The organism is Desulfovibrio sp. (assembly GCA_016208105.1).
Classification (GTDB): domain Bacteria; phylum Desulfobacterota; class Desulfovibrionia; order Desulfovibrionales; family Desulfovibrionaceae; genus Fundidesulfovibrio.
Genome location: JACQYS010000005.1, coordinates 1 through 26,954, shown reverse-complemented (window position 1 = coordinate 26,954; position 26,954 = coordinate 1). Strand labels below are relative to the sequence as shown.

The window sequence follows — 26,954 nt, the reverse complement described above, 5'->3', positions numbered from 1 at the left end:
TTCGGCCCCCCTTCTTTGATCTTGCCTTTCGTCCGGGTTTATTTCAGATAGAGAAAGTCGTACCTCCATTACACTCTGCATCCAGGAGGGCCTGTCCATGTCCGCCACTGCCACACGTTCCAATGTCTTCACCCTCTTTTTCCGGCGTTTCTCCATTTCCTGGAGATTCGCGCTGCTGCTCATCCTCTTTTCCGTATTCGTGGGAGGCGTGGTCACCGTCTTTTATCTCGGACTCAAGCAGGTTCTCGACCACAACGTCCAGGCAGCTCAGAACATCATGCTGGCCGGCCAGAAAGAAAAGCTGGCCATTGCCTCGGACTCTCTGGCCTTCTCCATAGCCGAAGCCATCAAGGACGAAACCGACACGGCGAAAAAAATAGACCTGATCAGAAAGATGGTCGACCCTATCAGGTTCGAGGACGACAAGTCCGGCTATTATTTCGTCTACGAGAACACCACCAACGTGGCCCTGCCCATCCGCAAGGAGAGCCAGGGCAAGGACCTGGCCGAAACCAAGGACAAGAACGGAGTCTTCTTCGTACGCGAACTGATGAACAGGGCCAAGGCTGGCGGTGGCTTCGTGGAATACATTTTCCCGAAACCCAACCAGGGGGACCAGCCCAAACTTGCCTATTCCAAAATGATTCCGGGAACGAACATGTGGATCGGCACCGGGGTCTACATTGACAACATCGACAAGGAAAAGGCCAAGATTCGTACTGAAAGTGAAGAGCGCATCCGCACCATTCTCACACAAATTTTCACCGGAATCGGCATCAGCCTCGTGCTTCTTATTTTCCTAAGCGCCCTCATCATCACGACCATCTCCGGCCCCATCCGGGAAGCCACCGACGCCGCCATACGCTGCGCCAAGGGCGACCTGGATATCAAGCTTGATGCTCAGGGCAACGACGAAGCGGCCCGTATGCAGGCCGCCCTCAACACCATGGTGGAGACTCTGCGCAGCAACATCCAGGATATCGAAGCCAAGACCAAGGATGCCGAAGACAAAGCCCGGGCAGCAGACGAAGCACGCAAGATGGCCGAAGAAGCCATGGACAAGGCCGAACAGGCCCGTTGCGACGGCATGGCCATGGCTGCTAACCGGCTCGAAACCGTGGTCGGGCATATCGGCACAGCCACGGAAGCCATCTCCCAGCAGTCTGATGATATCCACAGCCGTTCCGAAGAACAGAGCGAACGAATCAGGGTGACGGCCACCAGCATGGACCAGATGTCCGCCGCGGTGATGGATGTGGCCCGCAACGCTTCCGCCGCCTCCACCCAGGCCGAGCAGGCCAGGAACACCGCTCTGGAAGGCCGCAAGGTAGTGGACGAATCCATAAACGCCATGCGCCAGGTCGGCGGCCAGGCCAGAGCGCTCAAAACCAACATGGACGACCTGGGTAAACGCTCCCAGGACATCAACCGCATCCTGACCGTGATTTCGGACATCGCCGACCAGACCAACCTGCTGGCGTTGAACGCCGCCATCGAGGCCGCCCGGGCCGGGGAAGCCGGGCGCGGCTTCGCCGTGGTCGCGGACGAGGTCCGCAAGCTGGCGGAAAAAACCATGACCGCCACCCAGGAGGTCACCGCCAGCATCACCGCGATTCAATCCTCCGCCCAGGACAGCATCGCCAATACCGACAAGGCCCTGGAAACCATCGAACTTGCCGGGAAGCTTGCCGACCAGTCCGGCGCTGTGCTTACCGAGCTGGTCTCTGGTGCGCAGACCTCGGCCGAGCAGGTCCAGACCATCGCGGCCGCGGCCGAAGAGCAGTCTGCTGCGTCCGAAGAGATCAACAATTCCCTTGAATCCGTGAGCGAGCTGACCCAGAGGACGCTCAGCAGCGTGGAAAACGCCACCGATGCCATCAGGGGACTTCTCGGGCAGGCCAACGAACTGCGCCGCATCATCGACGAACTGAAAACCGAGGCAGGCTGCAACCTTCCCGCCCTAGGCCGCTAGGGCTCCCGGGAAACCGCAAAGCAAGGGGACACCCAGGAGTACCGGTTTTCGCTCAATCTGAAAGCCCAAAGCAGAAGCCCCCGGACACGGAGTGTCCGGGGGCTTCTGCATCGAGAGACCGAGCCATCCGGGAGTACTAGGCGGATGCTCCCGTCTGTTTGGCAATGTAAGCTTCAATATCCGCAGCCGAGCACGGTTTCGAAAAGAAATACCCCTGGGCGAGCTGGCATCCCAAGGTCCGTATCACCGCCAGCTGCGCTTCGGTTTCCACTCCTTCCGCTATGAGCCCCATGCCCAGGTTCAGGCCAAGACCCACAATGGCGCGTACGATTTCGACGTGACCGCCTGTGGCATCTATTTCACTGATGAATGACCGGTCGATTTTTAGCATGTCGATAGGGAAACGGTGGAGATAGGACAGGGAGGAGTATCCCGTCCCGAAATCGTCAATGAAAAGCTTGAGTCCCAAGGCCTTGAATTCCTCGAGCTTATCCGTGGCCGCTTCCCCCCGCTCCATAATGACGCTCTCGGTGATCTCCAACTCGAGCGTGCCCGGTATGATCTTGGATTGGGAGAGCAGCGTTTGCAGCTTCTGGCTCAAGTCGGCCTGGGAAAACTGTTTGGCCGAGATGTTCACGCTCATGGAAAGGGGATTTGGCCTGGGAAAACGGGCTTGCAAGGCCGCCAATTGACGGCAGGCCTCTTCGAGCACCCACCACCCCAGGGGAATGATGAGGCCGTTTTCCTCGGCCATGGGGATGAATTCGAGGGGGGGAATGTAGCCACGCTCCGGATGCTTCCAGCGCAGCAGAGCCTCCAAGCTGACGACCTCCCCGGAAATTACGTCAACAATCGGTTGATAGTGCAGTTCGAACTCGTTGCGGGTCAAGGCGCTGCGGAGTTCGGTCTCCATGGTGAGCAGCTGGATGGTCTGCTCGTGCAGGGCGTTGTCGAACACCTCGTAGCGCGCCTTTCCGTTGCTCTTGGCCCGGTACATGGTCAGGTCCGCGTCGCGCAGGACTTCCTCGGCCGTGCCACAGAAACCGCCGCAGCAGATTATGCCGATGGATACCGTACTGTAGATTTCCCGGCCGTCGATGGTGAAAGGTTTGCGCATTTCATCCAGAATGCGCTCCGCCACCATGGTTGCTCCGGAAAGGGTGCGAACCTGCTCGGAAATGACCGCGAACTCATCCCCGCCAAGCCTGGCCAGGGTATCGGCCTCCCGGGTGCATCCCCGGAGGCGCTCCGCCAGTTTCAGCAGGAACTGGTCGCCAGCCGCATGGCCGAGGCTGTCGTTTATTACCTTGAAGCGGTCCACATCCAGGTACAGCAGGGCGAAAAAACTGTTGTTCCTGGAGGTGCGCGAAATAGCCTGGGAGAGCCGGTCCGAGAACAGGGCCCGGTTGGGCAGGCCGGTAAGGGCGTCGTGCAGGGACTGGTGAAGAAGCTGTTCCTCGAAGCGCTTGTGGTCGCTTATGTCCTCGAGCGTCCCCTCGAAATGAACGTTCTCAGCCGTCTTGCCCGTGACCAAATGGGCGTTGACGGAGGCCCAGAGAGCCTGCCCATCCTGGCGCGAGGTCTGCACCTCGAAAGCCTGGACCGAGCCATGGTCTTCGAGAACGCGAAAGAACTTTTCCCTTTTGCTGGCGTCTTCGCAGAGCTGTGAACAGAAGTTGTCCACCCCGTCCATGAGCTCCTGGGGAGTCTTGTAGCCCAGAATCCTGGCCATGGCCGGGTTGGCGCTGACCACTTTGCCCTCGGGGTTTACCTGAAAAATGCCCTCGATGGCGTTCTCGAAAATGGAGCGGTATTTTGTTTCAGCGATTATGCGTTCGTCGATTTCGTTCTGCAGACGCTGGTTTGCGTCTTCCAGCTGCAGGGTTCGGTCGTGAAGTTCGGCGGTGCGGCGGCGGACAAGGTTTTCCAGGTTTTCCCGGTATGCCTTGTTCTCCTTGATGAGCCTGGCGCGCTCAAGTGCCCGGCGCACAGCATGCTCCAGTATTCCGAGATCCTCCACGGGCTTTAGCACATAGTCCCAGGCGCCAAGCCGCAAGGCCTCGATGGCGTCCTGGATCATGCCAGTACCGGAAACGACTACAATGGGCAGATCAGGAGTTTCCCGCACCACATTGGCCAGCACTTCCAGCCCGTCCACCTCGGGCATGCGCAAATCAACCAATATGATATCAGGGTGACGTTCGCGGTAGACTTCGAGCCCCACTCTGCCGTTGTTGGCCTGGAGCACCTCGAAACCGCTGTCTTCCAGGTAGGCTTGAAAAGACCGGCGGATGACTTCCTCGTCATCGATGGTGAGGACTGTGGCCACAGGCTCCATGCTCATGTTGGCGTCATCCTTCTAACACGTGGAGGATTTTGGACGCCATGTCCCCCATGTCCAGTACGGGTTTGAAAAAAACCTGGCTGTCGTCGAGCCCCGCCAGCTTCAGGTCTTCGGGGAGACTGAATTTTGTGGATCCGGTGTGAATAAGGAACTTCATGCCGGGATGGCGCTTGGCCAATTCAAGGATGAGCGCAGCACCGTCCATGCCGGGAAGGCGCAAGTCCACCACTGCAAGATGGGGTGTTTTTTGCTTGGCGGCCTCAAGTGCATGCTCCGCGGATTCAGCGGTGCTCACGCTAAAGCCCTCGTCCTCCAGATAGGCTGCCAAGCTCAATCTTACTGGAGTTTCGTCATCGACCACGAGGATTTCTGTCTGGTCTTTCCGCATATGCCGCGAACCGTTTGAAGTTGAAACACACACCCAAAACAAGGCGTACTTTTGGTTTTACCTAATTTTTTCGTATAGGCCAAGGTTTTTCAAGAGAATGTTCCACAAAGAAAACGGGCCGGATTGTTGTCCGGCCCGAGGTGAGAACGGTTTGCGCATTGTGCAGATTGCGCTCCGCAATGCCAGGATGTTGACGGTGAAACCGTCTCAAGACTTAATGCGTTATGGAGCGCCTGCCTGTTTTGGAAAGACTCGGTTTTTCCAGGATTACGGCCGTGCCGTAGCAGGAAAAGAACTTGGAGCCGTCCGGATGAAAAGCCACTGTCTCGCGGTATCCCACAATGGCCTCCCCGCCTATTTCCATGGCGGAGGCGGCAAGGGAAAGCAATGCGATTTCTGCTTCGTAGCCTCGACCGTGTACCAGGCCGAGAACCTTTTTGATGCGTCTGCCCTTCATGGCCGGCGTGGTGACCACTGGAAACTTGCCGGAATAGAACATGTCCTTGGCGTGCTGGAGGCGCTGCCCACGCTTGAGCTCCTCATTGGGATCCTTGGTCTGACGCTGGGCTCCGGTAAACAATGAAAGCATGGCTCCTCCTTGGGAATCCGGCCGGGCCGGCATGATTGCTTGGGTTGCTGCCCCAACCTAGCAAGCTCCTTGCCACTTGGCACATATATAACGATCCATGGATGTTAGATGCTTTTTGGCATTCTCAGGTTACGACCAGGAGCGTCAAAAAAGCCCGGGGCGCGAATGCGCCGCCGGGCTTTTGGCAGTTTGACAGAGAAGAGAGGTCGAGACGTCAGCAGATGCGGGGCAGTTGCTCACCTTCGAGCATGCCGAGCAAACGGTGCCCCCCAAGGCCGGTTCGGAGCACGACCTTGCCGGGGTTGTCCGAGACAATCCGGCCAATCACCCGCGCGTCCCGCCCCAGGGGGTCGCGGCGCATGATCGAAATGGCCTTGGCCGCGTGCTTTTCCGGAAGAACGCAGATGATTTTCCCCTCGTTGGCGAGGTAGAGCGGATCGAGGCCTAGGATTTCACATCCCGAGGCCACCACAGGCTTCACCGGAATTGCCTGCTCTTCCAGAACCACGCCCACATTCGACTGCTGGGCGATTTCATTGATGGTGGTGGCCAGCCCCCCCCGGGTGGGATCGCGCAGCACATGCACCACCGGCAACCCTTTGACCAGCTTGAGCGTCAGGTGGTTGAGCGATGCGCAGTCGCTCTGCACCGGCGCTTCAAAGGAAAGTCCCTGGCGGTGGGAAAGCACCGTGAGTCCGTGGTCGCCGAGGCTCCCGGACACGATGACCACATCGCCGGGCCTGGCCCTGTGGCCGCTGGGTGCCGGGGACACCACTATTTCGCCGATCCCGGTGGTGTTGATGAAAATCTTGTCCGCAGCTCCACGCGGCACCACCTTGGTGTCTCCCGCGATCACCTTCACTTTGGCCTTTCTGGCTGCCTGGCCCATGGAGGCAACAATGCGATCAAGGTCATCCAGCTCAAAGCCCTCTTCAAGGATGAACCCGCAGGTGAGGTACAAAGGCCTGGCCCCGAGCATGGCCACGTCATTGACCGTACCGTGCACGGCCAGAGAGCCTATGTCCCCGCCTGGGAAAAAAATGGGATCCACGGTGAAACTGTCGGTACTTACCGCCAGGGGACCCTTGGGGCGGATGAGGGCCGCGTCGTCCATGCGGGCGAGAATCGGGTTGCCGAGATGGCGGACGAACACATCAGCCACCAGGCGATGTGAGGCCAGACCGCCGCTGCCCTGGTCCAGGAGGAGCTTCTTGCCCATGTCGGTCCCTACTTTCCGGGTGAAAGGTCGAGCTGATACTTGTGGTAGGCGGCGCAACTGCCCTCGGTGGACACCATGCACGGTCCTATGGGGGTGGCCGGGGTGCAGGCCTTGGCAAAGAGCGGGCACTGGTTGGGAGGCATGATGCCCTTGAGCACCTCGCCGCAACGGCAGCCAGGCAAGGGCTTGCACTCCTTCAGTTCCACGCCCAGAGCGTCGAAGGCGTCAAACGGCTTGTAGGCATCGCTCATCACCAGGCCGCTGCCGGGTATGGTTCCGATGCCCCGCCACAGCGCGTCGCCGGGCTTGTAGACTTCGTAGAGAATGGCCCTGGCCTTGGGATTGCCCTCGTCGGCCACCACCCGCTTGTAGTTGTTTATGACCCTGGGTTTGCCCTGGCGCTTCATTTCGGCCATCAGCAGAATCGCCTGCAGAAGGTCCAAGGGTTCAAACCCGGCCACCACCGCCGGAATGCCGTATTTCTCGGCCAATGGCCGGTACGGCTCTAGTCCGATGATGGCCGACACGTGGCCAGGCAGCATGAAGCCCTCGATGGCCATGGCCGGATCGGAGAGGAGCGCGTCCAGGGCTGGAGGCACAAGCTTGTGGAAGGGCATGACGAAAAAGTTGGAAAGCCCCTGCTCCTTGGCCAGGCGTACCGTGGCAGCCACGGTTGGGGCGGTGGTCTCGAAGCCGATTCCCAGAAACACGATCTTGTCTCCGGGATTGTTCTTGGCCACGGCCAAGGCGTCAAAGGGAGAATAGACCACTTCGATGCGGGCCCCCTCGGCCTGGGCTTTCTTGAGGCTCCCCCCGCCGGGGCCGGGCACCCGCATGAGGTCCCCGAAGGTGGCGATGATCACATCGTCTCGCTTAGCCAATTCCAGGTAGGCGGCCACCTCGGAGTCGTGGGTGACGCACACGGGACAGCCGGGGCCGGTCAGGTGCACAACTGATTTCGGAAGCAGCGAATGAACGCCGCTGCGAAACAGCGCCACGGTGTGCGTTCCGCATACTTCCATGAAGCGCAGGGTCTGTCCCTGCATGGCCTCCTCGATCAGTTTGAGGACGGCCTTGCACTTGTCCGGGTCGCGCAGGGAATCAAATGAGCTCAAGGTTCCATCCTTCCTGGAAAATCTTGATGGTTTCCATGGCTTCCTCTTTATTGAGGGTGCGGATGGCGAACCCGGCGTGGATGATGACGTACTCGCCGACCTGCGGTCTGTCCGCGATCAGGTCCAGGCGGATCTGCTTGCGAACGCCGCCGATTTCGACGTCGGCCACGTCACCGTCGATGTGTTTAACTTCCATGGGAACGGCAAGGCACATGCGGGGTCCCTCCCAAATAGACCGCGGCGGTATGATATCCGCCGCGGAAGGATTGTGGGAATATGGTGGCTAACAGGGTCTAAGTCAAGGCCGGCGGCTGGTCCTTGGCCATGGAGTCTATAAGCCCGCGCAGCCGCTCGGTGAGCCCCATCAGGCCCTGCACGGCATGTGCCGCCTCCTCCATGCCCTGGGAGGTCTGGGCCGCCACATGGCTTATGTCGTTCACCGCCTCTGTGACCTCTCGCACGGCCGCAGCCTGCTCCTCAGCGCCGAGAGCAATGGAACGCACCTGCTGGGTGGTGCCGGACACCAGGCGGACGATGTCCTGCAGGGCCTGTCCGGACCCCTTAGCCATGGCCGTGGTTTCGGTGATCGCCTCCACAGCGCCGTCCACCTGGGAAACACTGTTGCCCGCGCCGGCCTGTATGGCGGTAATGGCCTCCCCCACTTCCTTGGTGGCGGACATGGTCTTTTCCGCAAGTTTGCGCACCTCGTCCGCAACAACGGCAAAACCACGACCGGCCTCTCCGGCGCGGGCCGCCTCGATGGCCGCGTTCAAGGCCAGGAGATTGGTCTGGTCCGCGATATCGGTTATGACCGTGAGCACGCGCCCGATATCCTCGGCCTGCTTGCCGAGCCCGCCCATGGAATCCCTGAGCCCGTTGGCCTTTTCCTGCACCCGTTCCATGGCTTGTACAAGCCCGGCAACCATGCGTTCGCCTTCCACGGCCTTGGCACCGGCATCCTCGGCCCCGGCGGCCACCTGACCCGAGGTCTGGGCCACATGCCCCACCGAAGCATCTATTTCCGTTATGGCCGTGGATGTATTCTCTAGGCGTTCACGCTGCTGGGAAGCACCACGCTCGGCCTTTTCAAAGCGGTCCAAGAGCGTTTCGGTGTTGTGCACAACCTCGTCGGATATGAGTTCAGCCTCATGAGCCGCCTTGGCCAGCATTTCGTTGCGGTTCCTGATTTCCTCTTCGCGTGTGCGGAGTTCGGTCAGGTCGGTGTAGAGGCAAAGCGCGCCCATGAGTTTACCCGTCACGCCATTGAAGAGCGGCGATGCGGCGATGAGGATGTTGCGCTTGGCTCCCTTCTTTCCGGTGGTCACCACTTCCTTGATGATGGAGGAGTTGGTTTCGATGGCCTCGGATAGAACCGTCTTCCGGGTTGCGTCGCCATAGAAGAAATGGGCGGCGTTCTGGCCGTAGCTCTCCTCCGGCTTGCAATCGTACTGCAAGAGATCCATGAGGGACTGGTTGGTCAAGGTGATGTCGCTCTTGGCATCGACCACGATGAACGGCGTACGGATACCAGCCAGAACGCCCTTGGAATAACCCAAGGCGTCGAGCATCTTCTCCGTCATGGTTATAATGGCATTTGCGGTTTCTCCCAGCTCCGCCTTGCAATCGACTTTCAGCGTGCTGGCAATATTACCGCCCGCCTGGGCCACGGCGAAATCATGGATGTCTTTCAACGGTTTTAGAACGCTACGGCTCACTCCGTACAAGATGAAAACCGTCAGGCAAACAATCACACCGGCTCCCAGTAACTGGAAGAGGGCCAGATTCGCTGCCAGGCTGTTTCCCTCCTGACCGTGGCTGAGCATCCACGTATATCCGAATATCGCCAGGGCGACGATCGCCATGCAGAGCACGGCGGAAAAAAGACGCGTTTTAATTGTCATGGCGAATCTCGTAAAAGGCGGAGGCAAGCCTCCGGCTTGGGTTTTCAACAAAGGCATCCTGCGTGTCGGCGAATGACCGTTCGCCCACCCAGCAAAACGCGCTCGGAAATCAACATAAAATCACAACGTGAGCCATCAATACGTCAAATATGTATTTGTTTCAAGAACAGGCCTTCATCACAACTTCTCAAGCCTTGCTATCAGCAACTTCATATCTAATAACATCATGCACAAGTTAACCATTTACTTCCCCAGGAACACACAAATTCATAAATGTACAACATGATTCGCGGGTAGATGCACCATTGAAATAAAAAATTTACAATTCAATGCCAAACAATTATCAGAACATTTCACTACTGACTACTAACACCATATTTTTATTATTCTCAGCACACAAAACAACTCTACTGTATGCACATTCTATCAAGCCACCACATCAAGCGTTCTCGTTTTATAAAATATTTTTCATTAAACATTTACCACGTATTACATTCTGGTGACAGGACATAAACAACCTCTGGCTGTAAACCATGATCGTAACACGAGCGAACAAACAGCTTGAAAAATCACGTGAACCGTTTAAGATATCATTAAATTTCGATATCACCTGCATTCCCCTGAGCCAGCCATTCCCACAAACAGGCTCAACAGGGGGCACGTTAACGACTAGGCAGAACCGCGATCAAACCCCATGGCTGATCAAAAGACTCCCGCCCCGCCCTGGCAGCCGCTCTTGAAGTTGCCCCCCCCAAGGCTCCCAAGCCCAAAAGACTTGCCGCCCGCCCCTTCCGACCAGCAGTGTTTCACCTGGTGGGAGGACTATGAAATGCTCCCCCACATACGCGAGCACAGCCTGGCGGTGGCATGCGTGGCAACAAGGCTGGCCCTGGCCGCCGCCGCTGCCGGATTGGATGTGGATGTGCAGCTTGTTCGCGCCTCGGCCCTGCTGCACGACATCGCCAAAACATACACCATCCGTCACGGCGGCAACCACAGCCAGTTAGGCGGAGCCTGGATGCAGGAGCTTACCGGCAACCCCTTGCTGGCCATGGGCATCGTGCACCACGTGCACTGGCCATGGGCCGTGGATGCCCGCGCCTACTTCCTTCCCATGGCCATCATCTACGGAGACAAGCGCGTCCGCCACGATACGGTGGTCACGCTTGACGAACGTTTCGATGACCTCTACTCCCGCTACGGCACTACGGCGTACATTCGCGACAGGCTTGCTGAATCCAAGCACCAGTCTGAATCCATCGAAACCGCGCTTTGCCAAACTCTCGGGATGGACCTTCATGAATATTCTTTTGATTGCGGGCGGTTGGTCTAACGAACGTGATGTTTCCCTCTCCGGAGCGAAACAGATACAGGCGGCTCTTGAAAGCCTCGGCCATGCGGTAACCTTCTTCGACCCCCTTGCCGAGTTCGACTCCCTTCTGGAAACCGCCCGCCGCCACGACTTCGCATTTCTCAACCTCCATGGCTCCCCGGGCGAAGACGGCCTGATCCAGGCGATGCTGAACACCGCCGGCTGCCCCTACCAGGGGAGCGGCCCTGAAGCGTCCTTTCTCGCGCTCAACAAGGCCGCGTCAAAACAGGTGTTCAGGGATGGCGGCCTTATCACGGCCGATTGGGAGCTTTTGGTGTCGAAACCCGGACCAACCTGGCGTCCGCGGTTCGGCCTCCCGGCATTCTTCAAGCCCAACACCGGCGGGTCGAGCCTGGGCATGAGCCTGGTGCGCACCGATTCCGAATTGCCGGCCGCTCTGGATTCGGCCTTTGCCGAAGGCCGGGAGGTATTGGTGGAGCCCGCCCTGGACGGACTGGAAGTCACCTGTGCCGTTCTGGGCCAGGAAGCCTTGCCGCCGATTCTTATCAAGCCCAAAGCCGGGGTCTTCTTCGACTACCAAAGCAAGTACGTACAGGACGCGGCCGAGGAAATCTGCCCGGCTCCGCTGCCCGAACCGATTCTGGACGCGGTCCGCCAGGCGGCCATGCGGGCTCACGGACTGCTCGGCCTTTCAGGCTACAGCCGGTCCGACTTCATCCTGACAGGCAACGAACCCGTTCTGCTTGAAGTGAACACTCTGCCCGGCATGACGGCCACCAGCCTGCTTCCAAAGGCGGCAGCGGCGGCAGGGCTCGACTTTCCCGCACTCATGACCAGGCTCATTGAATTGGGCTTACCCGGCAGGGCGTAAGCTCACCCAAGCGCCATGAATAAACCACTGAAACATTTATATAATTACAAAGTCCGTTTTTTCAGAATGCGTAAGGGGCATTACGCACTGGACGAACCGGGCTTGGGCATTATACAGAGCCGAACCGGCCCTGTGCCCCGCCATTTCACGGCCGCAGCATGCGGCGTCTGGAGCATCAATGAAAGCGTTTCTTGCCCTTGAAGACGGCACCTGGTTCGAAGGCGCGTCGTTCACCGGTTCCGGCCGCGCCGGAGGAGAGGTGATCTTCAACACCGGCATGACCGGCTATCAGGAAGTCCTCACGGACCCTTCCTACGTCGGCCAGATGGTGTGCATGACATATCCCCACATCGGAAACTACGGCGTCAACTTGGACGACGTTGAATCCGACCGCATCCGCGTGGAAGCCTTCATCGTCAAGGAGTGCTGCAAAGTCCCTTCCAACTGGCGCGCCAAGGAGACCCTTCCCGACTATCTCACCCGCCACAACGTGGTGGGCATCGAAGGGATCGACACCCGTGCGCTCACCCGCCACCTGCGCCTGCACGGCGCGCAGCGCGGCATCATATCCACCGAATGCAAGGACCCGGCTGATCTTGTCAAACAAGCTCGCGGCCTCCCAACAATGGAAGGACTGGGCCTTGCGGACATGGTCACGCCAAAGGAACCCTACATCTGGGACGGAAAAGCCCCGAAAAAGGTCACCCTGGCCCCGGACGGCTCCTACGCCTGGCCCGGAACCGGCCCGCGCGTGGTGGCCTTCGACTGCGGCGTCAAGTGGAACATCCTGCGCCTTCTGGTGGCCGAAGGAATCGATCTGCTGGTGGTCCCGGCCTTTTTCACCGCCGAGCAGGTGAAAAAATTGAATCCCGAGTCCATTTTCCTCTCCAGCGGCCCCGGCGACCCGGCGGCCCTGACGGACATGGTCCATGCCACGAGCCTTTTGGTGAACGACTACCCCACCGCCGGCATCTGCCTCGGACATCAGCTCCTCGGCCTGGCCCTTGGCGGCAAGACCTACAAGCTCAAGTTCGGCCACCATGGCCTCAATCATCCCGTCAAGGAACTCTCCACGGGGCACATCGAGATTTCCTCGCAAAATCACGGATTCTGCGTGGACTTGAAGACCCTTGACGATGTTGAGCTCACTCACGTCAACTTAAACGACAACACCCTGGAAGGCTTCGCCCACACCAAGAAGCCGATTATCGCCATCCAGTATCACCCCGAAGCCGGGCCCGGACCCCACGACAGCCGTTCCTTCTTCAAACGATATAGAGAGATGCTGCGTAAAGAACTTGGCCGGTAACCTTCATACAAGAGGTGATGGATGTCCGCCGAACTCACCAAGGCCAGGAAGCAGATCACCCAGGTGAACACGTACCTCAAGCAGGGCAAACCGCTGCCAGCGGTGAACGCCGTGTACGAGGCCGTCCTGGCCATGTTGAAGGCCCAGCTCATGAAGGCCGAGCGCGACGAGTTCTCAAAACTCATCGTTCAGGCTGTCTATCAGCTCAACAACAACAAGGAGCTCAGGCAGTTAAATCCTCTGGTCATCAACTATACCCCCGGCGAAGAAAAAAACCTGCTCGAGAGCATCCGGGAGCTTTTGCACATCCTCCAGGCCAACACCGTGGACCAGGCCAAGGACCAGATGGAGGGCCGCCTCAAGCGCCGCGCCGAAGGCCTCGCTACCGGCAAGGCCCTTCTCGAAAGCGGAGATCACGACGAAGCGCGCAAGGTCCTGGCATCCCTGGCGCGGGAATTTCCCAACGACGGCCCTCTTCGCGGCGAAATCGCTGAAATGTTCATCCAGGCGGAACTCTTCGAAGACGCGTTCAAGTACCTGGATGAAGCCCTCACACTCTCCCCTGACCAGCTGCATCTCTACAACCGCATCGGAATCGTCTTAAGAAAACTCGGCAAGTTCGATGTGGGTGAAAAATACTTCATGCGGGCCGTGAACTACGCCAAGGACGACCCGAATCTCTACTTCAACCTGGGACGGCTCTACATCGACTGGGAAAAATACGACAAGGTCGAAAAGGCCGCCAAGATCGCGCTCAAGCTCAACCCCAATTTCCAGGAAGCACACAAGATGTATGTCTTCGCGCTCAAGAAACAGGGGAAACAACCCTAGCCCATGCTCCCCGCGTCGACAGACGTTCTGGTTCTGGGCGCCGGGCTGGCGGGTCTGCGCGCCGCCCTTTCCTGCCTTCAATCCGCTCCAGGCTTGACCGTCACGGTCGTAAGCCTCTTGCCAGGCCCTAGCGGGTCCTCCTTCGCAAACCAAAATGACGCCCTGGGAATCCACGCGTGCTTAAATGACCGCGAGCGCGAAGCGTACGCGCGCGAGGTTCTCTCCCTGAACCGGGGGGCATGGCTTTCTCTCCCGCTGCTCACTCTTCAGGCGGAAGAATCGGAAGCCCGCCTGCAAGACCTGATCGCCCTGGGGATGCCCTTTGCCAATGATTCTTCCGGAGCCCTGTCTCCCCGCTCCTCGTGCTTCTCCCCTGAAAGCAGGAGAGCCTACATTTTCAGCCCTCTCTCAAAAGCCTACGACTGCTTCATCACCAAGCTCAACTCCCTCGGCTGCCGTTTCGCCCACCACTGGCTTCCTGCCGCAATTCTTGGCAACCCCGTGAATGGGGCACTTTTCGTACCCGCAGTTGGCGGAGAGCCCACGACTGTCTCTGCCAAGGCCGTTGTGGTAGCCTTGGGAGGCCCTGCCAGGCTTTTTAAACATTCAATGGCGGGGCCAGGTGTACCGGGATATGGCCATGGCCTGCTGGCCAGGGCAGGCGCGGAGATGAAGAACCTGGGCTTCCTGCAATACATGTGGGGGACGGTGCCGGGAAAAAGCTTCTGGCAGCCGGCGGCAATGGCTGGCGGTGGCTACGGAATCGTCAACCCGGATGGCCGGACGATACGGCCTGAAGACCACATCGCGGACTTTGCCGATCTCTGCGCCCAGCGCTCAGGACATTGCCCCTACGGGTACGGGCTTGACGACTCCGCGCTGGACCTTTTCCTGGCCCAAGGGCTGGGCCAGGAGGCAACGGTTGCACTCGCCCCGCCGGGAAACGGCGAGATACGGGTGGCGCCCATGGCCCATGCCAGCAACGGCGGGGCAGTAATCGACGCGAATGGTGAGACCAGCATCCCAGGGATCCTTGCCTGCGGTGAATGCGCCACGGGCATGCACGGTTCCAACCGTATAGGCGGAGCCATGGTGCTGGCTACCCAGGTTTTCGGGCACCGGGCCGGGGAACGCGTGGCGTGGATAGCGCAAAACACTAGCATACCCTCAGCGGATCATGATGGGAAAATGCATACTGACGAGGTTGAGAGAGAGGACGGTCTGACCTGGCTGGCTCAGGGGCTATCCCGATATGCGGTCCTGGGCGGCCGCCCCGGACACGAGGCATTCGCGGCTGAACTTCGTCAACGGCTCGCCAAAGCTCGCGATTGGCGGCTTTCACTCAGCCTGGAAACGGGGCTGGGGATCGCCACAAGCCTGCCTTGTTGAGCCTACGCCTCAGCGCGCTCCAGCAAGCTCTCTCGCCAACTCCACCGCGGCCAGAAAGCTCCCCATATCCGCGCAGTCGCTCCCCACAAGATCGTAGCCGGTTCCATGGTCCACGGACGTACGCACAAAGGGCAGCCCAAGGGTGACGTTCACCGCCTCCCCAAAGTGCACCAGCTTCAGGGGAGCTAGGCCCTGGTCGTGGTACATGGCCAGAACGGCCGGGAATTCGCCGTTGTAGGCGCGGCGGAAAACCGTGTCCGCCGGGAAAGGCCCGGCAACGTCAAGCCCCTTGGCCCGGGCCCGCTCCATTGCTGGAACAATAACCCTGGCCTCCTCGTCCCCTATCTTGCCGGATTCCCCGGCATGAGGGTTCAGCCCGCACACGGCCACGGGCCCGGGCAGTCCAAGGCGCCGCACATGCTGAGAGGTCAGCTCCAGGCAGTTGAGAACCTTTTCCTCGGTCACCAGTTGAGGAACCTGGCGCAGGGGGGGATGGGTGGTCACCAGGCTCACCCTGAGCCTTGGCCCGCACAGGTGCATGCACACACCGTCGCGGCCCACTCCGGCCCTTTCCGCAAGAAATTCCGTATGCCCCGGGAAATCGAAGCCGGCCTCCTGCAGCCCCGCCTTGTTGAGCGGACAGGTGACCACTGCCTGGGCGTCCCCGCGCATCAGGATGTCGCAGGCTTTTGATAGGGAGAGACCGGCGCACCGCCCGCCCGCGGCCGAGAGCATGCCGGGTTCGGGGGTGAAGGATTCAAGGTCCTCCGGCTCCAGGAGACATACGCCCGGAGCTTGGCGCTCCAGAAGTCCCGGACCGTCCCCTGTTCGTTTCCAGAGGGTGCCTATCCCAAGCCGTTTCGCGTGATAGGCGAGTGCCGCCTCAGGACCGATGAGGACCACGCGCTCGTGAAGTTCCGGGATGGTGGCCAGCCAGCGGCAGACAAGCTCCGGGCCGAGCCCGTTGGGATCGCCCAGAGTCAGCAGTATTGTACGGATCATAGTGGATTATTCAGCCTTGAGGAACACCGCCCCTAGCGGCGGCAGGGTAAGAGACACGAAAAACGGCCACAAGCCGATTTCGGCCTTCTGGGCGTGCACACCGCCGGCGTTGCCCGCACCGGACCCTCCGTACTCGGTGGCGTCCGAGTTGAAAACCTCACGCCAGTACCCGTCATGCCTGGAACCGAGCGAATAGTGTGTGCGCACCACCGGGGTGAAGTTGAACACGCACATCACCTGGGAGCCGTCCCTGTCCTTGCGAAGGAAGCTGATCACCGAAGATTGGTAATCCGAAAGATCGATCCACTCGAAGCCGCTCCATTCGTTGTCCAGCTGGTGGAAGGCCGGTTCGCTCCGGTAGAGCGTGTTCAGGTCCTTGACTGTCCGGGCCAGACCCTGATGGTTCGGAAAATTCATCAACGCCCAATCCAGGGGTTCGCGGCTGGACCATTCCCGCCACTGCCCGAACTCTCCGCCCATGAACAGGAGTTTCTTTCCAGGATGCGACCACATGTAGCTTAAAAAACAGCGCATGTTGGCGAACTTCTGCCAGTCGTCCCCGGGCATCTTGGAAAGCAGTGCCCCTTTTCCGTGAACGACTTCGTCGTGGGACATGGGAAGAATGAAGTTCTCGTGGAAGGCGTAGAGCATGGAGAAGGTCAGGTTGTTCTGGTGGTAGGCCCGAAACACGGGGTCCTTGGAAAAATAACCCAGGGTGTCGTTCATCCAGCCCATGTTCCACTTGAACGTGAACCCGAGCCCTCCGGCATAGACCGGCCGGGAAACACCGGGCCAGGCAGTGGATTCCTCGGCCGCCATGACCGCGCCCGGATAGCGCTTGTGCACCACCGTGTTCAGATCCCGCAAAAAGGCGATGGCCTCCAGATTCTCCTTGCCGCCGTGCACATTGGGCACCCACTGGCCGTCCTTCCTGGAGTAATCCAGGTAGAGCATGCTGGCCACGGCGTCGATGCGAAGCCCGTCCAGATGGAATTCCTCCAGCCAGTAGAGGGCGTTGGCCAGAAGGAAATTGCGGACCTCGTGGCGCGAGTAGTTGAATACGAAGGTGCCCCAGTCCGGATGCTCGCCCTGGCGGGGGTCCGCATGCTCGTACACAGGTGTGCCGTCGAACCGGCCAAGCCCCCAGACGTCCTTGGGAAAGTGCCCGGGAACCCAGTCCAGAAGCACGGACAAACCGGCCTGATGGCAGCGGTCCACGAAATACTTGAAGTCTTCCGGCGAGCCGAACCTGGAGGTGGGGGCGAAATAGTGGCCGGTCTGGTATCCCCAGGATTCGTCGAGGGGATGTTCGGCCACCGGCATGAGCTGGATGTGGGTGAAGCCCAGTTCACTCACATAGGCGATCAGTTGGTCAGCCAGTTCGCGGTAGCTTAAGAAATCCCCGTAGTATGGCCCCTTCCAGCGCCAGGAGCCCAGGTGGACCTCGTAGATGCTGACGGGTTTGTCCAAGGGGAGACCGGCGGTCGCCCGGCTGCGCATCCATTCATCGTCCTGCCACTGGTGGCCGCCCAGGCCCCAGGCAACTGCGGCGTTGCCGGGACGCATCTCGGCATAGAAAGCGTAGGGGTCGGTGCGGACGTGGACATGTCCGGCCTTGTCGCGGATGGCGAATTTGTAGAGCTGTCCCCGCGCTACCCCGCCGATGAATCCGGCCCAGATGCCCGAGGCTCCCACGGGATGCAGATAATCCCGGCCGAACTCCCACCCGTTCCACTCGCCGATCACACAGACAGCGTCAGCGTTGGGAGCCCAAACCGCAAACCTGAAGCCCCCTTCCCCGGCCAGCTCATGTGGATGGGCGCCAAGAATCCGATAGATGTCCCAGTGTTCGCCCCGCCCGAAGAGGTAGAGGTCGAAAGAGGGGATGTCGATGGGGGAGCTCAGGGACAACCTCCGGTGACTCTCAATTGCTTTTCATGGAGATCTTGATGCAGTCCTCCATAAAAAGGCAGTCGCCTTGGTCGCAATGCCCGGAATCAGCCCTGGCGAAACAGTCGAAGTTGCCCTCGGTCAATTGGATCATGCGGATGGCGTCGACCTTGTTCATGTTGCTGATCCTGGCGCCCTTGTCCTTGGCCATCCGACGGATGTCCTGCATGTTCATGGCGGACCTCCCAATGGTTAGACGTCGATACCGAGCTCTCTGTACACCTCCAGATAACGTGCAGCCGAGCGCTCCCAGGAAAAATCCGCGAGCATGGCCCGCTCTTTGATCTTGTCCCATTCGTCCGGACGCTCGAACACGTCCACGGCCTGGCGGATGCTTGCGAGAAAGGCTTCCGCAGTGGCCTCGGGAAAGGTGAACCCCGTGCACTTCGGGTTGGGATACGGAACGATGGTGTCGGTCAGGCCGCCCAGATTGGTAGCAACGGGAGGGGTGCCGAACCGGAGCGCGTAAATCTGGGTCAGGCCGCAGGGCTCGTAGCGCGAGGGCATAAGGAAGATGTCCGATGCAGCCTGGATTCGGTGGGCCAGGTCTTCGGTGTAGCCGATTCGCACCGCCAGCCTGCCGGGGTAGTCTTCCATGAGTTCCATAAGCCGCGCTTCGAACTCGAGGTTGCCCTCGCCCAGCACCACCACGCCCACATCCATTTTCATGAGCTGGGGCAGAATATCGATAAGCAGGTCGATGCCCTTCTGGCGGCGCAGCCGACCGATGAAGCCCAGAACTGGCCTGTCTCCAAGGCGGGGGTCTAAGTCCATCTCGTCCAGCAGGCTCTCTTTGCAGTTGTCCTTGTTGGAGAAATCCTCAGCCCCGTATGTGCAGGGCAGATAGCGGTCATTGCTCGGATCCCACACGTTGTAGTCCGCGCCGTTTAAAATGCCTCGCAAAAAGGCCTTGCGTTTGCCTAGAATCCCTTCCAGGCCGCAGCCGAACTCCGGAGTGAGAATCTCCCGTGCGTAGGTGGGGCTCACCGTGGAGACCAGGTCGGAGTAGGCGATGCCGGCCTTGAGAAGATTGAAGTCGCCCCAGAATTCCACTCCGTCCATGTTCCAGGCTTCAGTGGGCAGGCCGCAATCCGCGAAGAGCCTTGAAGCGAAACGCCCCTGGAAAGCCAGGTTGTGGATGGTGAGCATGGTCTTGGTGTCGCGCCAGAACGGGTCGATGCGCCTCCAGAAGTGCATGAAGGCCGGCACCAGACCTGCCTGCCAGTCGTGCACGTGGATGAGCTGCGGCGCGACATCCATGCGCCGGGCCCATTCCAGGCAGGCCCGACAGAAGAATATGAAGCGTTCGCAGTTGTCGAAATAGTCGCCTTCGTGGGTGTTGTAGTAGAAACGGCGGTCGAAGTATTCGCCGCGCTGGATGAAGTATACGGGGAGGCCGCTGTAGTCGGCGACGTAGATTTCCGCGGTGATAGGCGCCCAGGGGTACCCCACCGGGCAGCGGGACGAGAGGAGGCGAAGCTTGAATTCGCCGGTGCTCAATCGCCCGTAGAAGGGGGTGATGACAGCGACATCCACACCCATCTTGCGAAGCGTCAACGGCAGGGCCCCCAGCACGTCCCCCAGGCCGCCCGTCTTCGAGAACGGATATATTTCCGAGGCGATGAAAACTATCTTGTGATGAAATGGCATCCGACTCCCCATCCGGCTGTTCGCAGCACCTACCACGAGATACGCCCGGCGGCGTTACGATCCGGTGAAATGCCCTTTACTATCCTTCACGCACCGTTCAAACGTCTGAACGAGTGCACGTAATCCGACAAAATCGTCTCGTGATCGAAAACAAGAGGCCCAGGCAGGTCGTCCAAGGGAAATATTCCCGCCCTGGCCGCATCATCCCCTGCACCCAGTTTCGACACGTCCAGGGGCTGGGCGGTGAACACCACGCTCAAGGTGTGCTTGCGCGCATCGCGTTTTGGATCGGAGTACACTCCAAAGAGGCCGGTCAGTTCCACTTCAAGCCCGGTTTCCTCCAGCGCCTCTCGAATCGCTGCGTGCTCCACTGTCTCTCCGTAATCCACGAAACCGCCGGGCAAGGCCCAACCAAACGGCGTGTTCTTGCGTTCAATAAGTACAACCTTGCGCCCGGGGCAGGCAATGATGATATCCACCGTTGGTGTCGGATTGCTGTAGACCGGCAAAGACCGGCCGCAGAGTTCGCAGAACGATGTTTCCTGTGTGTCCATTCCCGCACGACGCATATACCCCAAGAGCTCGCATGGTCCACCGGATAAGGGGAAGGGGTTTACACCCTTGGCCGGCGCGGTGCAAAAAGGCGTCAGGATGAAATCTATACCTACAACACCTGTGTCTGACAAGGTGATTCTCATTCATAACGGAGCCATCGGCGATTTCCTGAACGTGTGGCCATCGGCCTGGGCCATGCGCAAGGCTCTGCCCACGGCACGTCTCTGCTGGGCCGGATGCGGCGACAGGTTGCGCTGGCTCGAGCCTCTCGGATTCTCACCCTGCCCACCCGAAATAAGACGCGCTCTGGACCGCTTGCACGGTGCGGCGCTCTGGACCGACGAACTCGAGGACTGGCTCGCGTTCTGGTTCGTGATCGACAAGGCTCCGAACATCGCTCCGGACAGCAGGTGCTGGTTCGTGAAGGCGATTGGCGGCGGTTCCGACTGTCGGCCAGCAGCCCACGTCCGGGAGTGTTACGCTTCGAATCTGTCCTCTTATGGCATACCGACTCCGGAGGGCTGGCTCAAGGACTTCAGGCGATATTTCGCATCCGGCTTAAAACCGGGGAACACGGTGCTCTTGTTTCCGGGAGCCGGACATCCGACCAAGCAGTGGCCCCTGGTTCAATATTTTCAACTGGCCGGGATGCTGCGCCAGGCGGGCTTCGAACCTGTTTGCGTGGTTGGTCCGGCGGAACTCGAACGCGGGATGGATCTTCAGGGAATGAGCGTGGCCGCCCCTGGCAGCCTGGAGGAACTGGAAGAGCTGATTCTGACCGCCCGCGCCGTGGTGGGAGGCGATACCGGCCCCATGCACCTTGCAGGCATGCTCGGAGTGCCAGGAGTGTCCCTTTTCGGGCCCACCAGCTTCGCCCAATGGAGCCCGGTGGGCATGCGCGAGGTGAGCCTTGCTCTTCCCTGCTCACCCTGCACCGCCACCTGCGCGGACCTGAGTTGCGGGAATGCGCGCTGCTTGGGTGAATTACCTCCAGCGCTGGTCATGGAGGAACTTGCGATGGCGATCAAACAAAATGAAAAAGTCTTTCAAGGCCCTGGTATTCCTTGAAAGACTTGTTCATTTAAAATTTTAACAAAAGGAGGAAATGATGAAATGTATCTAGCAATGGGCGTGCCAAAACTCAAAACACCACGTAAAAGCATACTAACAGGCAGTAATAACTTGTTTTTACTCTTCAGGCTCGTTTTGAAATCTCCTTTGAAACCGTAAAGAATCTTGTACCGCAATTCGCTTTCGCCACCCAGGCCCCCATTCCCGGTATAAGAACTTATACCCATCGCTCGCAGGGCGATGCCCAGACCTCCAAGCTCTCCTCTTCTCGGCTGTCATATTTGATAGAGGACCACACTCTTCTGGCTTAAGCTCATATTCCTCTTGGTTTCACACACTGATGAGTATTACCGCTGAAGCGCTGCAAAGAGATGAGCGAACAGGCGCCCAGAAACGGTTTCCAGCATCGACGTCCGCTAGGAACATGGTCCATCTGAAGCGATACCCCACAGACGAGCGTCCACAGGAATCCTGTTGGCCATCCGGACTTCGAAGTATTCCAGAAGCCTCATAGCTTACCGGCATCAGCGCATTTTGGACTTGATTTGCGAGAATCCACGCTGCTCGGGCGCCCTGCCGCCCGAGGTGGTCAGAAATAAACGTTCGTTGACGACCGGCCAAAGCAAAACCGCCTTTCAAGGCCCTGGTTTCCTTGAAAGGCGGTTTTAGTAAAATTGTTGCAAAAGGAGGAAATGATGAATCTAATCTAGCAATGAGCGTGCCACACTCGGCACAACACTCAAAGTGCATGTTAAAACATTATAATTATTGACCTCTTTCAAGAGGCTTCTTATTGAACTCCGCCTTGAATTCGTAAAGAATCTTGAACCGTCCCCCCCTCTCCCTACCCGGGCCCCTGTTTGAGGTAAAAAAACTTTTACTCCTATGAGCCACCTAAGGAGGCTCATATTTCAAGTATACCCTCAGGCTCTCCCTCGACCCAGCCAAGTATTGCGGCATTATGGTCCGCTGCCCTCCATCGAAGGTCAAGCAAAGCATGTCCTTGCTCAGCGCACCATCGAGGCAAGAACCACGTTCCGAAAGATGGGGTGCGACTAAGCCGGTATCTCAGCCAAGGAGCGATCGAAAACCCCAAAAGGGCAAGCGGAGAATATCCACCGGGACGAACCTGGCTGCTTGCCATCGCTTCAGGCACCTGTATCTGGGAGGATACGGCATACTTGCCATGCCCTGGGGTAAGAGGACGCAGCATGGTATCACACAGAAATTCTGGCTGGTGATCGAACGAAATAAAACCGGCTTTCAAGGCCCTGGTTTCCTTGAAAGCCGGTTTTAACAAAAGGAGGAAGGATGCATGGGATAAAGCAACGAGCGTGCCAGGGCCAAACACGCCTCGAAAATCAAGTTAACATACTGTTATAAATGAGCATTACACAACAAGACCATCCAGGGCGTCAGCCTGCGGGCGTAAAGTTTCTTGAACAACGCTTGAGCTTTTCCACCCAGCCCGCCACGTGGCGTAAAAAAACTTTTACCCGTCGCTGGTCAGGGTGATGCCCAGGCTCATAAGCGCCTCTTCACCCACAGCCCCAAGCCGGTACAGGACTGCTGACCTGCCGTCCGTGGGCCGCAGCACCGTTGAGGGAAGCCCCCCGGCGGGCTGAGGATTACCTGCAAGAACATACTCCGCTCCCAGGCAGACCGCCGGGCTCAGCTTCCCAATGTCGCTCACGGCAGGATCGCCGCTGACGTTGGCGCTGGTGGCTGCCAGGGGGGAGCCTGCGAGCAGGCACAGCTCGCGAGCCTGCGGGTGCGGGGTGAGGCGAACGGATACGAAGCCTCGCCCGTCCAGAAGCTGGGAGGCCAAGCCAGCTCGGGCAGGCACGATGATGGAGAGTGAGCCTGGCCAAAACTGCTCCATGAGTTCCCTGGCCAACCCGTATCCGGGCCAATCCGGCGCGTCTTCGGAAAGAACCTGTCCCAGCTGTTCCATGGCGCCGATGATGACCGGCAGGGGCTTTGACCTCGGCCTGCCCTTGATGGCATTCACCCTCTCCAGGGCCTGGGCGCTTCCCACGCGGGCTCCCAAAGCGTAGAAGGTTTCCGTGGGGTAGACGATGCACCCGCCCCCTGCGACAGCTTTTGCTGCCCGATCGAGTTGTGGATCAGGGGAACCCGAAACAATTTCAGAGGCCATGAGCGAACCCTCCCGAGACAACATGGGATTCTTTCCCGATTTCGATCCAGAGGATCTTGCCCGGCTGGCCGGGCCGCTGCCAACATGGGGACTCTCCACGGAAAGCCCCTGGCAGCAGTGGGGGCTGGCCGAAGGGATAGTGCGCGGAGCCCCCGGCAATCAAGTCCTTATGTCAGCAGCCGCAGGCCTTCTTGCCTGGTCCTGGCAGCAGCGCCCGCTATACGCCCCTGCGCTCGCCCTGCTTCTCACCCTGGACGGCGAGCAGAAATTTCTTTCCCCAAAGAACCGCTCCTACCTACAAGCACTCAAAAAGCGCCTGCGCCCACTGCCGCCCCATGAACTCTGGGATGACATAAAAACCTCGGGAAACAGCGATGAGCTTCCGCAATTCCTGGAACAGGCGGTGCAAGGACAGAACGGCACGGCCTGGATCGGCGAAGCCTGGGATGAGATAGTCCGTTTATCTGACAGGGACAAGGCCGCAAATATCATCCGCATCGGCGCTGGAGATGATCTTCTATCGACCCGGCTTCTGGCCGAGCTCGACTACCACCACGGCCTCGATTTCGACACTCAGTTCGATTCCACCCCGTTCGCCCCCTGGGCGGGGTATATGGCTGGCCGCCTGGCCGCCCTGTCGGGCGACTTCGCGCACGCCGCAGCCTGCTGGCGTTCTCTGCACACGGCCATGCCCTGGAACGTGAACCTGACCCTGCTGCTCCACGACGCGGTCCGGATTCCCTCCTCCGACGAACTTCCGCGAGAGAGAGCAGCCATTCTGGCCTACTCCTGGAACAAGGCGGAACTGATCTCGCAGACCCTGGAAAGCGTTTTTGCCTCCGATATCGGGGACAACCCGGTATTCGTCCTGGACAACGGCTCCACGGACGAAACCCCTCAAGCGCTTCAGGCCGCCATGGACCGTTTCGGGAAGGATCGGCTGACCGTGGTCACCCTGCCGGTGAACGTGGGCGCGCCCGCGGCCAGAAACTGGCTGCTCTCGTTGCCAGAGGTCCGCGCCTGCCGCTACGCCGCCTTCCTGGACGACGACGTGATCCTGCCTAGGCATTGGCTGGCCACGCTCCTTAAGGCCGCGGCGCGTCATCCGGAATGCGGGGTCGTCGGGTGCACCATCCGCGATCATGAACATCCGCATGGCCTGCAATCAGCGGATTACCACCTGCTCCACCGCCTTCCCGGAGAAGCCGGAGACGAACCCGGCGAACGGCTGCGTGTTTTCAACAATTGCACCGGGGCCCTGGACGCCGGGCTTTTCGCCTATGAACGCCCCTGTCTGTCGGTTTCCGGATGCTGCCATCTGCTGGACCTGACTCTTCTGGATTCTGTCGGGACATTCGATGTGCGTTTCACTCCCACCCAGTTCGACGATCTCGACCGCGACATCCGCTGTTTCCTGGCGGGAAAGCCCTGCCTGTACGCCGGACGCCTGGCCATCGACCACGTGCAGCGGTCCAGCCTGCGCCAGGCGTCCTCACCGGCCCAGGTGGCCCACATTCTGGGCAACAAGATCAAGCTGGAAGCCAAGTACGACAATACCGCACTGGATATGATGATAGCGAAGAACTTCGAGATGGTTTGGCGGGACCTGCTTCAGAAGCAGGCGGAGTTGAGTTGAATGCGAGAGGGCATCCCCCTTGCCTTCCTTGCTCTTCACCGGCCTTTGGAGTTCACTGGGGGTAGCAGCCCTACTTCTTGATCCAGGCCTCGTACTTTGCCTGGATCTCCTCGGCCGTCAGCCCAGGCTCATCGTACATTCCCTTGACCATGCGCTGCCTGAACGCCTCGTAGAGGATAACGGCGGCGGCCACGGACACGTTCAGGCTCTGCACCATGCCCTGCATGGGGATGTAGATGTGGTCCGTCACAAGGCCTTGCAGTTCCTCGGCCACGCCGTCATGCTCGTTTCCAAGGATGACCGCCGTGGGTGTCGTCATGTCCCAGTCTTCCACGGGTTTTGCCCCGGGGCCAAATCCCGTGGAGAGCACCTGATGTCCGTTCGCCCGAAGCCCTTCCACCAGTTCACGGGCGGACTTGTGGCGCTTGAGTTCCACCCATTTCTTGGCCGATGCCGAGCTTTTATGCCCCAGCTGCGGGAAGGCGGTGTCGGTATACAAAAGGTGCGCCTCACCCACTCCGAAAGCGTCGCAGCTCCTGAGCACGGCAGAGACGTTGTGCGGATCGTGAATGTTGTTCAGCACCACTGTCAGGTCCTTCTGCCTTCTGGCCAGGACATCCAGGATGCGCTGTTTGCGGTTGTCTGTACGTTCCCTCATGTCACGGCCTTTAAAAGAATATTTCCCCGTCCTTGTACCAGAGCTGGCAAAAGCGGCCCCGCAGTTCTATCCTCAAAGTCCGGCTCGCGGGCCCGTCAGGAAGAACGAGAGGATACTGGGCGCTTATGGGGGTCCACTCTTCCGGAACCCCTGCCATGAGAAACACCGGACGGCTTGAGCCATCGGGCATTATCTCGAACACCTGCACCGAATTCGCGGAGCCTGAGAGGCGGGGATAAAAAACCATATCCTTGCCTGGAGTCAACTCCACAATAAGCGTCCCCTCGGAATCGGCTGACTTAGGCGTAAGCACTCGCCACCCTTTCGCCTCCGAGGCCGGATCGTCACGCAAGTTCGTGGCGCTTTCCCATAGGGGTCGTTGGCGTACGCCCCCTTTGGCCATAAAGGATTCCGACGTGTAGTTGAGGCGCATGCTCTCCATGTTGCGCCGCTCCCACACCGCCTGGCAGGACTTGGATTCAGGCACTGCGCAGGCGAACACTTCCAGCTTCCTGAAAGCGAGGGTCTCCAGATTGCCGCCGTGGTACTGGGCGGTGAGGTCCCGGCAGTTGAGCTCAACCGTGAAGGTAAGCCGCTTGAAGGGCTTGTCGCGGGTGAACATGGCCTGAAGCTGATGCTTGGGGTCGGGACCGATCGTCCCGGCCAGGGGAACTCGCGGTTCGTCGTCAAAGCTGTAGTAGAGCCCAAGAAGGCTCTCTTTGCCGCTGTTCAAATACTGGAGGTTGACGAAGAAATTCAGCGACTTCTCGCCGGTTTCGTTCTCAAGAACATATTTGAAGGATCCGAGACTGTCGTTTCGAGTGGCGGTGATTCCTACTCCCGGCATGGGGCAGTACGTCAAATTATTAAGACTTCGTGGCTATTGCCTTCGCTCCGCAATTTCCATACTTTATAGAAAGAATCTAGACTGTTGAGGAGGCTCGCCATGGCCAAACCTTACCACGATATGGACCTGATTACATTCCAGCGCCGGTTCGGAACCGAAAAGGCCT

Annotated in this window: 24 protein-coding genes; 9 read left to right on the top strand and 15 right to left on the bottom strand. The window is 59.2% G+C overall.

Annotated elements, in window-relative coordinates; all coding sequences use genetic code 11:
• The first annotated feature begins 97 nt into the window (after positions 1-97).
• Positions 98-1,972 (top strand): cache domain-containing protein, encoded by a 1,875-nt coding sequence (locus HY795_02660; protein ID MBI4804118.1) that lies wholly within the window; start codon positions 98-100, stop codon positions 1,970-1,972.
• Positions 1,973-2,108: 136 nt separating this feature from the next.
• On the opposite strand, the gene HY795_02655 is transcribed toward HY795_02660, so the two are convergent.
• The 7 genes from HY795_02655 to HY795_02625 all read right to left on the bottom strand — a co-directional run bounded on the left by HY795_02655 (position 2,109) and on the right by HY795_02625 (position 9,528).
• A complete protein-coding gene (locus HY795_02655; protein MBI4804117.1) occupies positions 2,109-4,316 on the bottom strand; it encodes an EAL domain-containing protein in 2,208 nt (735 codons plus the stop codon).
• A 7-nt stretch (positions 4,317-4,323) separates the two neighbouring features.
• Positions 4,324-4,644, bottom strand: a complete 321-nt coding sequence (locus HY795_02650; protein MBI4804116.1) for a response regulator — start codon at positions 4,642-4,644, stop codon at positions 4,324-4,326.
• A gap of 274 nt (positions 4,645-4,918) precedes the next feature.
• Positions 4,919-5,293: a hypothetical protein gene (locus HY795_02645; GenBank protein MBI4804115.1), complete on the bottom strand. Its 375-nt coding sequence runs from the start codon at positions 5,291-5,293 to the stop codon at positions 4,919-4,921.
• A gap of 214 nt (positions 5,294-5,507) precedes the next feature.
• Positions 5,508-6,512, bottom strand: a complete 1,005-nt coding sequence (hypE, locus tag HY795_02640; protein ID MBI4804114.1) for a hydrogenase expression/formation protein HypE — start codon at positions 6,510-6,512, stop codon at positions 5,508-5,510.
• A gap of 8 nt (positions 6,513-6,520) precedes the next feature.
• Positions 6,521-7,627, bottom strand: a complete 1,107-nt coding sequence (gene hypD, locus HY795_02635) for a hydrogenase formation protein HypD (GenBank protein MBI4804113.1) — start codon at positions 7,625-7,627, stop codon at positions 6,521-6,523.
• On the bottom strand, positions 7,614-7,841 hold the full coding sequence (locus HY795_02630; GenBank protein ID MBI4804112.1) for a HypC/HybG/HupF family hydrogenase formation chaperone: 228 nt from the start codon (positions 7,839-7,841) through the stop codon (positions 7,614-7,616). Before HY795_02630 ends, hypD begins: the two co-directional genes overlap by 14 nt.
• A gap of 79 nt (positions 7,842-7,920) precedes the next feature.
• Positions 7,921-9,528 (bottom strand): PAS domain-containing protein, encoded by a 1,608-nt coding sequence (locus tag HY795_02625; protein ID MBI4804111.1) that lies wholly within the window; start codon positions 9,526-9,528, stop codon positions 7,921-7,923.
• Between the two features lie 694 nt (positions 9,529-10,222).
• On the opposite strand from HY795_02625, the gene HY795_02620 reads away from it, so the two are divergent.
• The 5 genes from HY795_02620 to HY795_02600 all read left to right on the top strand — a co-directional run bounded on the left by HY795_02620 (position 10,223) and on the right by HY795_02600 (position 15,261).
• Entirely contained in the window at positions 10,223-10,861 is a 639-nt protein-coding gene (locus HY795_02620) for an HDIG domain-containing protein (protein ID MBI4804110.1), read from the top strand.
• Complete coding sequence (locus HY795_02615; protein MBI4804109.1) at positions 10,827-11,732, top strand: D-alanine--D-alanine ligase; 906 nt, start codon at positions 10,827-10,829, stop codon at positions 11,730-11,732. Before HY795_02620 ends, HY795_02615 begins: the two co-directional genes overlap by 35 nt.
• A gap of 178 nt (positions 11,733-11,910) precedes the next feature.
• Positions 11,911-13,041: a glutamine-hydrolyzing carbamoyl-phosphate synthase small subunit gene (gene carA, locus HY795_02610; GenBank protein MBI4804108.1), complete on the top strand. Its 1,131-nt coding sequence runs from the start codon at positions 11,911-11,913 to the stop codon at positions 13,039-13,041.
• Positions 13,042-13,062: 21 nt separating this feature from the next.
• On the top strand, positions 13,063-13,872 hold the full coding sequence (locus HY795_02605) for a tetratricopeptide repeat protein (protein ID MBI4804107.1): 810 nt from the start codon (positions 13,063-13,065) through the stop codon (positions 13,870-13,872).
• Positions 13,873-13,875: 3 nt separating this feature from the next.
• The gene (locus HY795_02600) at positions 13,876-15,261 is read left to right on the top strand and encodes an FAD-binding protein (GenBank protein MBI4804106.1); all 1,386 of its coding nucleotides are present in this window, start codon (positions 13,876-13,878) and stop codon (positions 15,259-15,261) included.
• A gap of 9 nt (positions 15,262-15,270) precedes the next feature.
• Here the strand turns inward: HY795_02600 and pdxA are convergent, their stop codons facing one another.
• The 5 genes from pdxA to HY795_02575 all read right to left on the bottom strand — a co-directional run bounded on the left by pdxA (position 15,271) and on the right by HY795_02575 (position 20,417).
• On the bottom strand, positions 15,271-16,263 hold the full coding sequence (gene pdxA / locus HY795_02595) for a 4-hydroxythreonine-4-phosphate dehydrogenase PdxA (protein ID MBI4804105.1): 993 nt from the start codon (positions 16,261-16,263) through the stop codon (positions 15,271-15,273).
• 6 nt (positions 16,264-16,269) lie between these two features.
• On the bottom strand, positions 16,270-18,174 hold the full coding sequence (glgB, locus tag HY795_02590; protein MBI4804104.1) for a 1,4-alpha-glucan branching protein GlgB: 1,905 nt from the start codon (positions 18,172-18,174) through the stop codon (positions 16,270-16,272).
• 13 nt (positions 18,175-18,187) lie between these two features.
• Positions 18,188-18,388: an SAP domain-containing protein gene (locus HY795_02585; GenBank protein MBI4804103.1), complete on the bottom strand. Its 201-nt coding sequence runs from the start codon at positions 18,386-18,388 to the stop codon at positions 18,188-18,190.
• 17 nt (positions 18,389-18,405) lie between these two features.
• Entirely contained in the window at positions 18,406-19,863 is a 1,458-nt protein-coding gene (gene glgA, locus HY795_02580) for a glycogen synthase GlgA (protein MBI4804102.1), read from the bottom strand.
• Between the two features lie 86 nt (positions 19,864-19,949).
• Positions 19,950-20,417, bottom strand: coding sequence for an NUDIX hydrolase (locus HY795_02575; GenBank protein MBI4804101.1), 468 nt, complete (start codon positions 20,415-20,417; stop codon positions 19,950-19,952).
• A gap of 97 nt (positions 20,418-20,514) precedes the next feature.
• Here HY795_02575 and HY795_02570 point away from each other — a divergent pair, with 97 nt between their 5' ends.
• Entirely contained in the window at positions 20,515-21,486 is a 972-nt protein-coding gene (locus tag HY795_02570; protein MBI4804100.1) for a glycosyltransferase family 9 protein, read from the top strand.
• Positions 21,487-21,664: 178 nt separating this feature from the next.
• A complete protein-coding gene (locus tag HY795_02565) occupies positions 21,665-22,003 on the top strand; it encodes a hypothetical protein (GenBank protein MBI4804099.1) in 339 nt (112 codons plus the stop codon).
• A gap of 978 nt (positions 22,004-22,981) precedes the next feature.
• Here the strand turns inward: HY795_02565 and HY795_02560 are convergent.
• Complete coding sequence (locus HY795_02560) at positions 22,982-23,647, bottom strand: L-threonylcarbamoyladenylate synthase (GenBank protein ID MBI4804098.1); 666 nt, start codon at positions 23,645-23,647, stop codon at positions 22,982-22,984.
• Here HY795_02560 and HY795_02555 point away from each other — a divergent pair.
• Positions 23,646-25,283, top strand: coding sequence for a glycosyltransferase (locus HY795_02555; GenBank protein MBI4804097.1), 1,638 nt, complete (start codon positions 23,646-23,648; stop codon positions 25,281-25,283). The genes HY795_02560 and HY795_02555 overlap by 2 nt on opposite strands.
• Positions 25,284-25,353: 70 nt before the next feature.
• Here HY795_02555 and HY795_02550 read toward each other — a convergent pair whose 3' ends face one another.
• Positions 25,354-25,941 carry a tRNA methyltransferase gene (locus tag HY795_02550; GenBank protein MBI4804096.1) on the bottom strand — a complete coding sequence of 196 codons (588 nt, stop codon included), beginning with the start codon at positions 25,939-25,941 and terminating at the stop codon, positions 25,354-25,356.
• A gap of 10 nt (positions 25,942-25,951) precedes the next feature.
• Positions 25,952-26,788 carry a hypothetical protein gene (locus HY795_02545; GenBank protein ID MBI4804095.1) on the bottom strand — a complete coding sequence of 279 codons (837 nt, stop codon included), beginning with the start codon at positions 26,786-26,788 and terminating at the stop codon, positions 25,952-25,954.
• Between the last annotated feature and the right edge of the window lie 166 nt (positions 26,789-26,954).

Excerpts from the sequence above, each read along its gene's own strand:
- HY795_02660 (MBI4804118.1), top strand. The coding sequence starts at position 98 with ATGTCCGCCACTGCCACACGTTCCAATGTCTTCACCCTCTTTTTCCGG.
- HY795_02655 (MBI4804117.1), bottom strand. The coding sequence starts at position 4,316 with ATGAGCATGGAGCCTGTGGCCACAGTCCTCACCATCGATGACGAGGAA.
- HY795_02645 (MBI4804115.1), bottom strand. The coding sequence starts at position 5,293 with ATGCTTTCATTGTTTACCGGAGCCCAGCGTCAGACCAAGGATCCCAAT.
- hypE (MBI4804114.1), bottom strand. The coding sequence starts at position 6,512 with ATGGGCAAGAAGCTCCTCCTGGACCAGGGCAGCGGCGGTCTGGCCTCA.
- HY795_02630 (MBI4804112.1), bottom strand. The coding sequence starts at position 7,841 with ATGTGCCTTGCCGTTCCCATGGAAGTTAAACACATCGACGGTGACGTG.
- HY795_02625 (MBI4804111.1), bottom strand. The coding sequence starts at position 9,528 with ATGACAATTAAAACGCGTCTTTTTTCCGCCGTGCTCTGCATGGCGATC.
- HY795_02620 (MBI4804110.1), top strand. The coding sequence starts at position 10,223 with ATGGCTGATCAAAAGACTCCCGCCCCGCCCTGGCAGCCGCTCTTGAAG.
- HY795_02615 (MBI4804109.1), top strand. The coding sequence starts at position 10,827 with ATGAATATTCTTTTGATTGCGGGCGGTTGGTCTAACGAACGTGATGTT.
- carA (MBI4804108.1), top strand. The coding sequence starts at position 11,911 with ATGAAAGCGTTTCTTGCCCTTGAAGACGGCACCTGGTTCGAAGGCGCG.
- HY795_02605 (MBI4804107.1), top strand. The coding sequence starts at position 13,063 with ATGTCCGCCGAACTCACCAAGGCCAGGAAGCAGATCACCCAGGTGAAC.
- HY795_02600 (MBI4804106.1), top strand. The coding sequence starts at position 13,876 with ATGCTCCCCGCGTCGACAGACGTTCTGGTTCTGGGCGCCGGGCTGGCG.
- pdxA (MBI4804105.1), bottom strand. The coding sequence starts at position 16,263 with ATGATCCGTACAATACTGCTGACTCTGGGCGATCCCAACGGGCTCGGC.
- HY795_02585 (MBI4804103.1), bottom strand. The coding sequence starts at position 18,388 with ATGAACATGCAGGACATCCGTCGGATGGCCAAGGACAAGGGCGCCAGG.
- glgA (MBI4804102.1), bottom strand. The coding sequence starts at position 19,863 with ATGCCATTTCATCACAAGATAGTTTTCATCGCCTCGGAAATATATCCG.
- HY795_02575 (MBI4804101.1), bottom strand. The coding sequence starts at position 20,417 with ATGGACACACAGGAAACATCGTTCTGCGAACTCTGCGGCCGGTCTTTG.
- HY795_02570 (MBI4804100.1), top strand. The coding sequence starts at position 20,515 with ATGAAATCTATACCTACAACACCTGTGTCTGACAAGGTGATTCTCATT.
- HY795_02555 (MBI4804097.1), top strand. The coding sequence starts at position 23,646 with ATGAGCGAACCCTCCCGAGACAACATGGGATTCTTTCCCGATTTCGAT.
- HY795_02560 (MBI4804098.1), bottom strand. The coding sequence starts at position 23,647 with ATGGCCTCTGAAATTGTTTCGGGTTCCCCTGATCCACAACTCGATCGG.
- HY795_02550 (MBI4804096.1), bottom strand. The coding sequence starts at position 25,941 with ATGAGGGAACGTACAGACAACCGCAAACAGCGCATCCTGGATGTCCTG.
- HY795_02545 (MBI4804095.1), bottom strand. The coding sequence starts at position 26,788 with ATGCCGGGAGTAGGAATCACCGCCACTCGAAACGACAGTCTCGGATCC.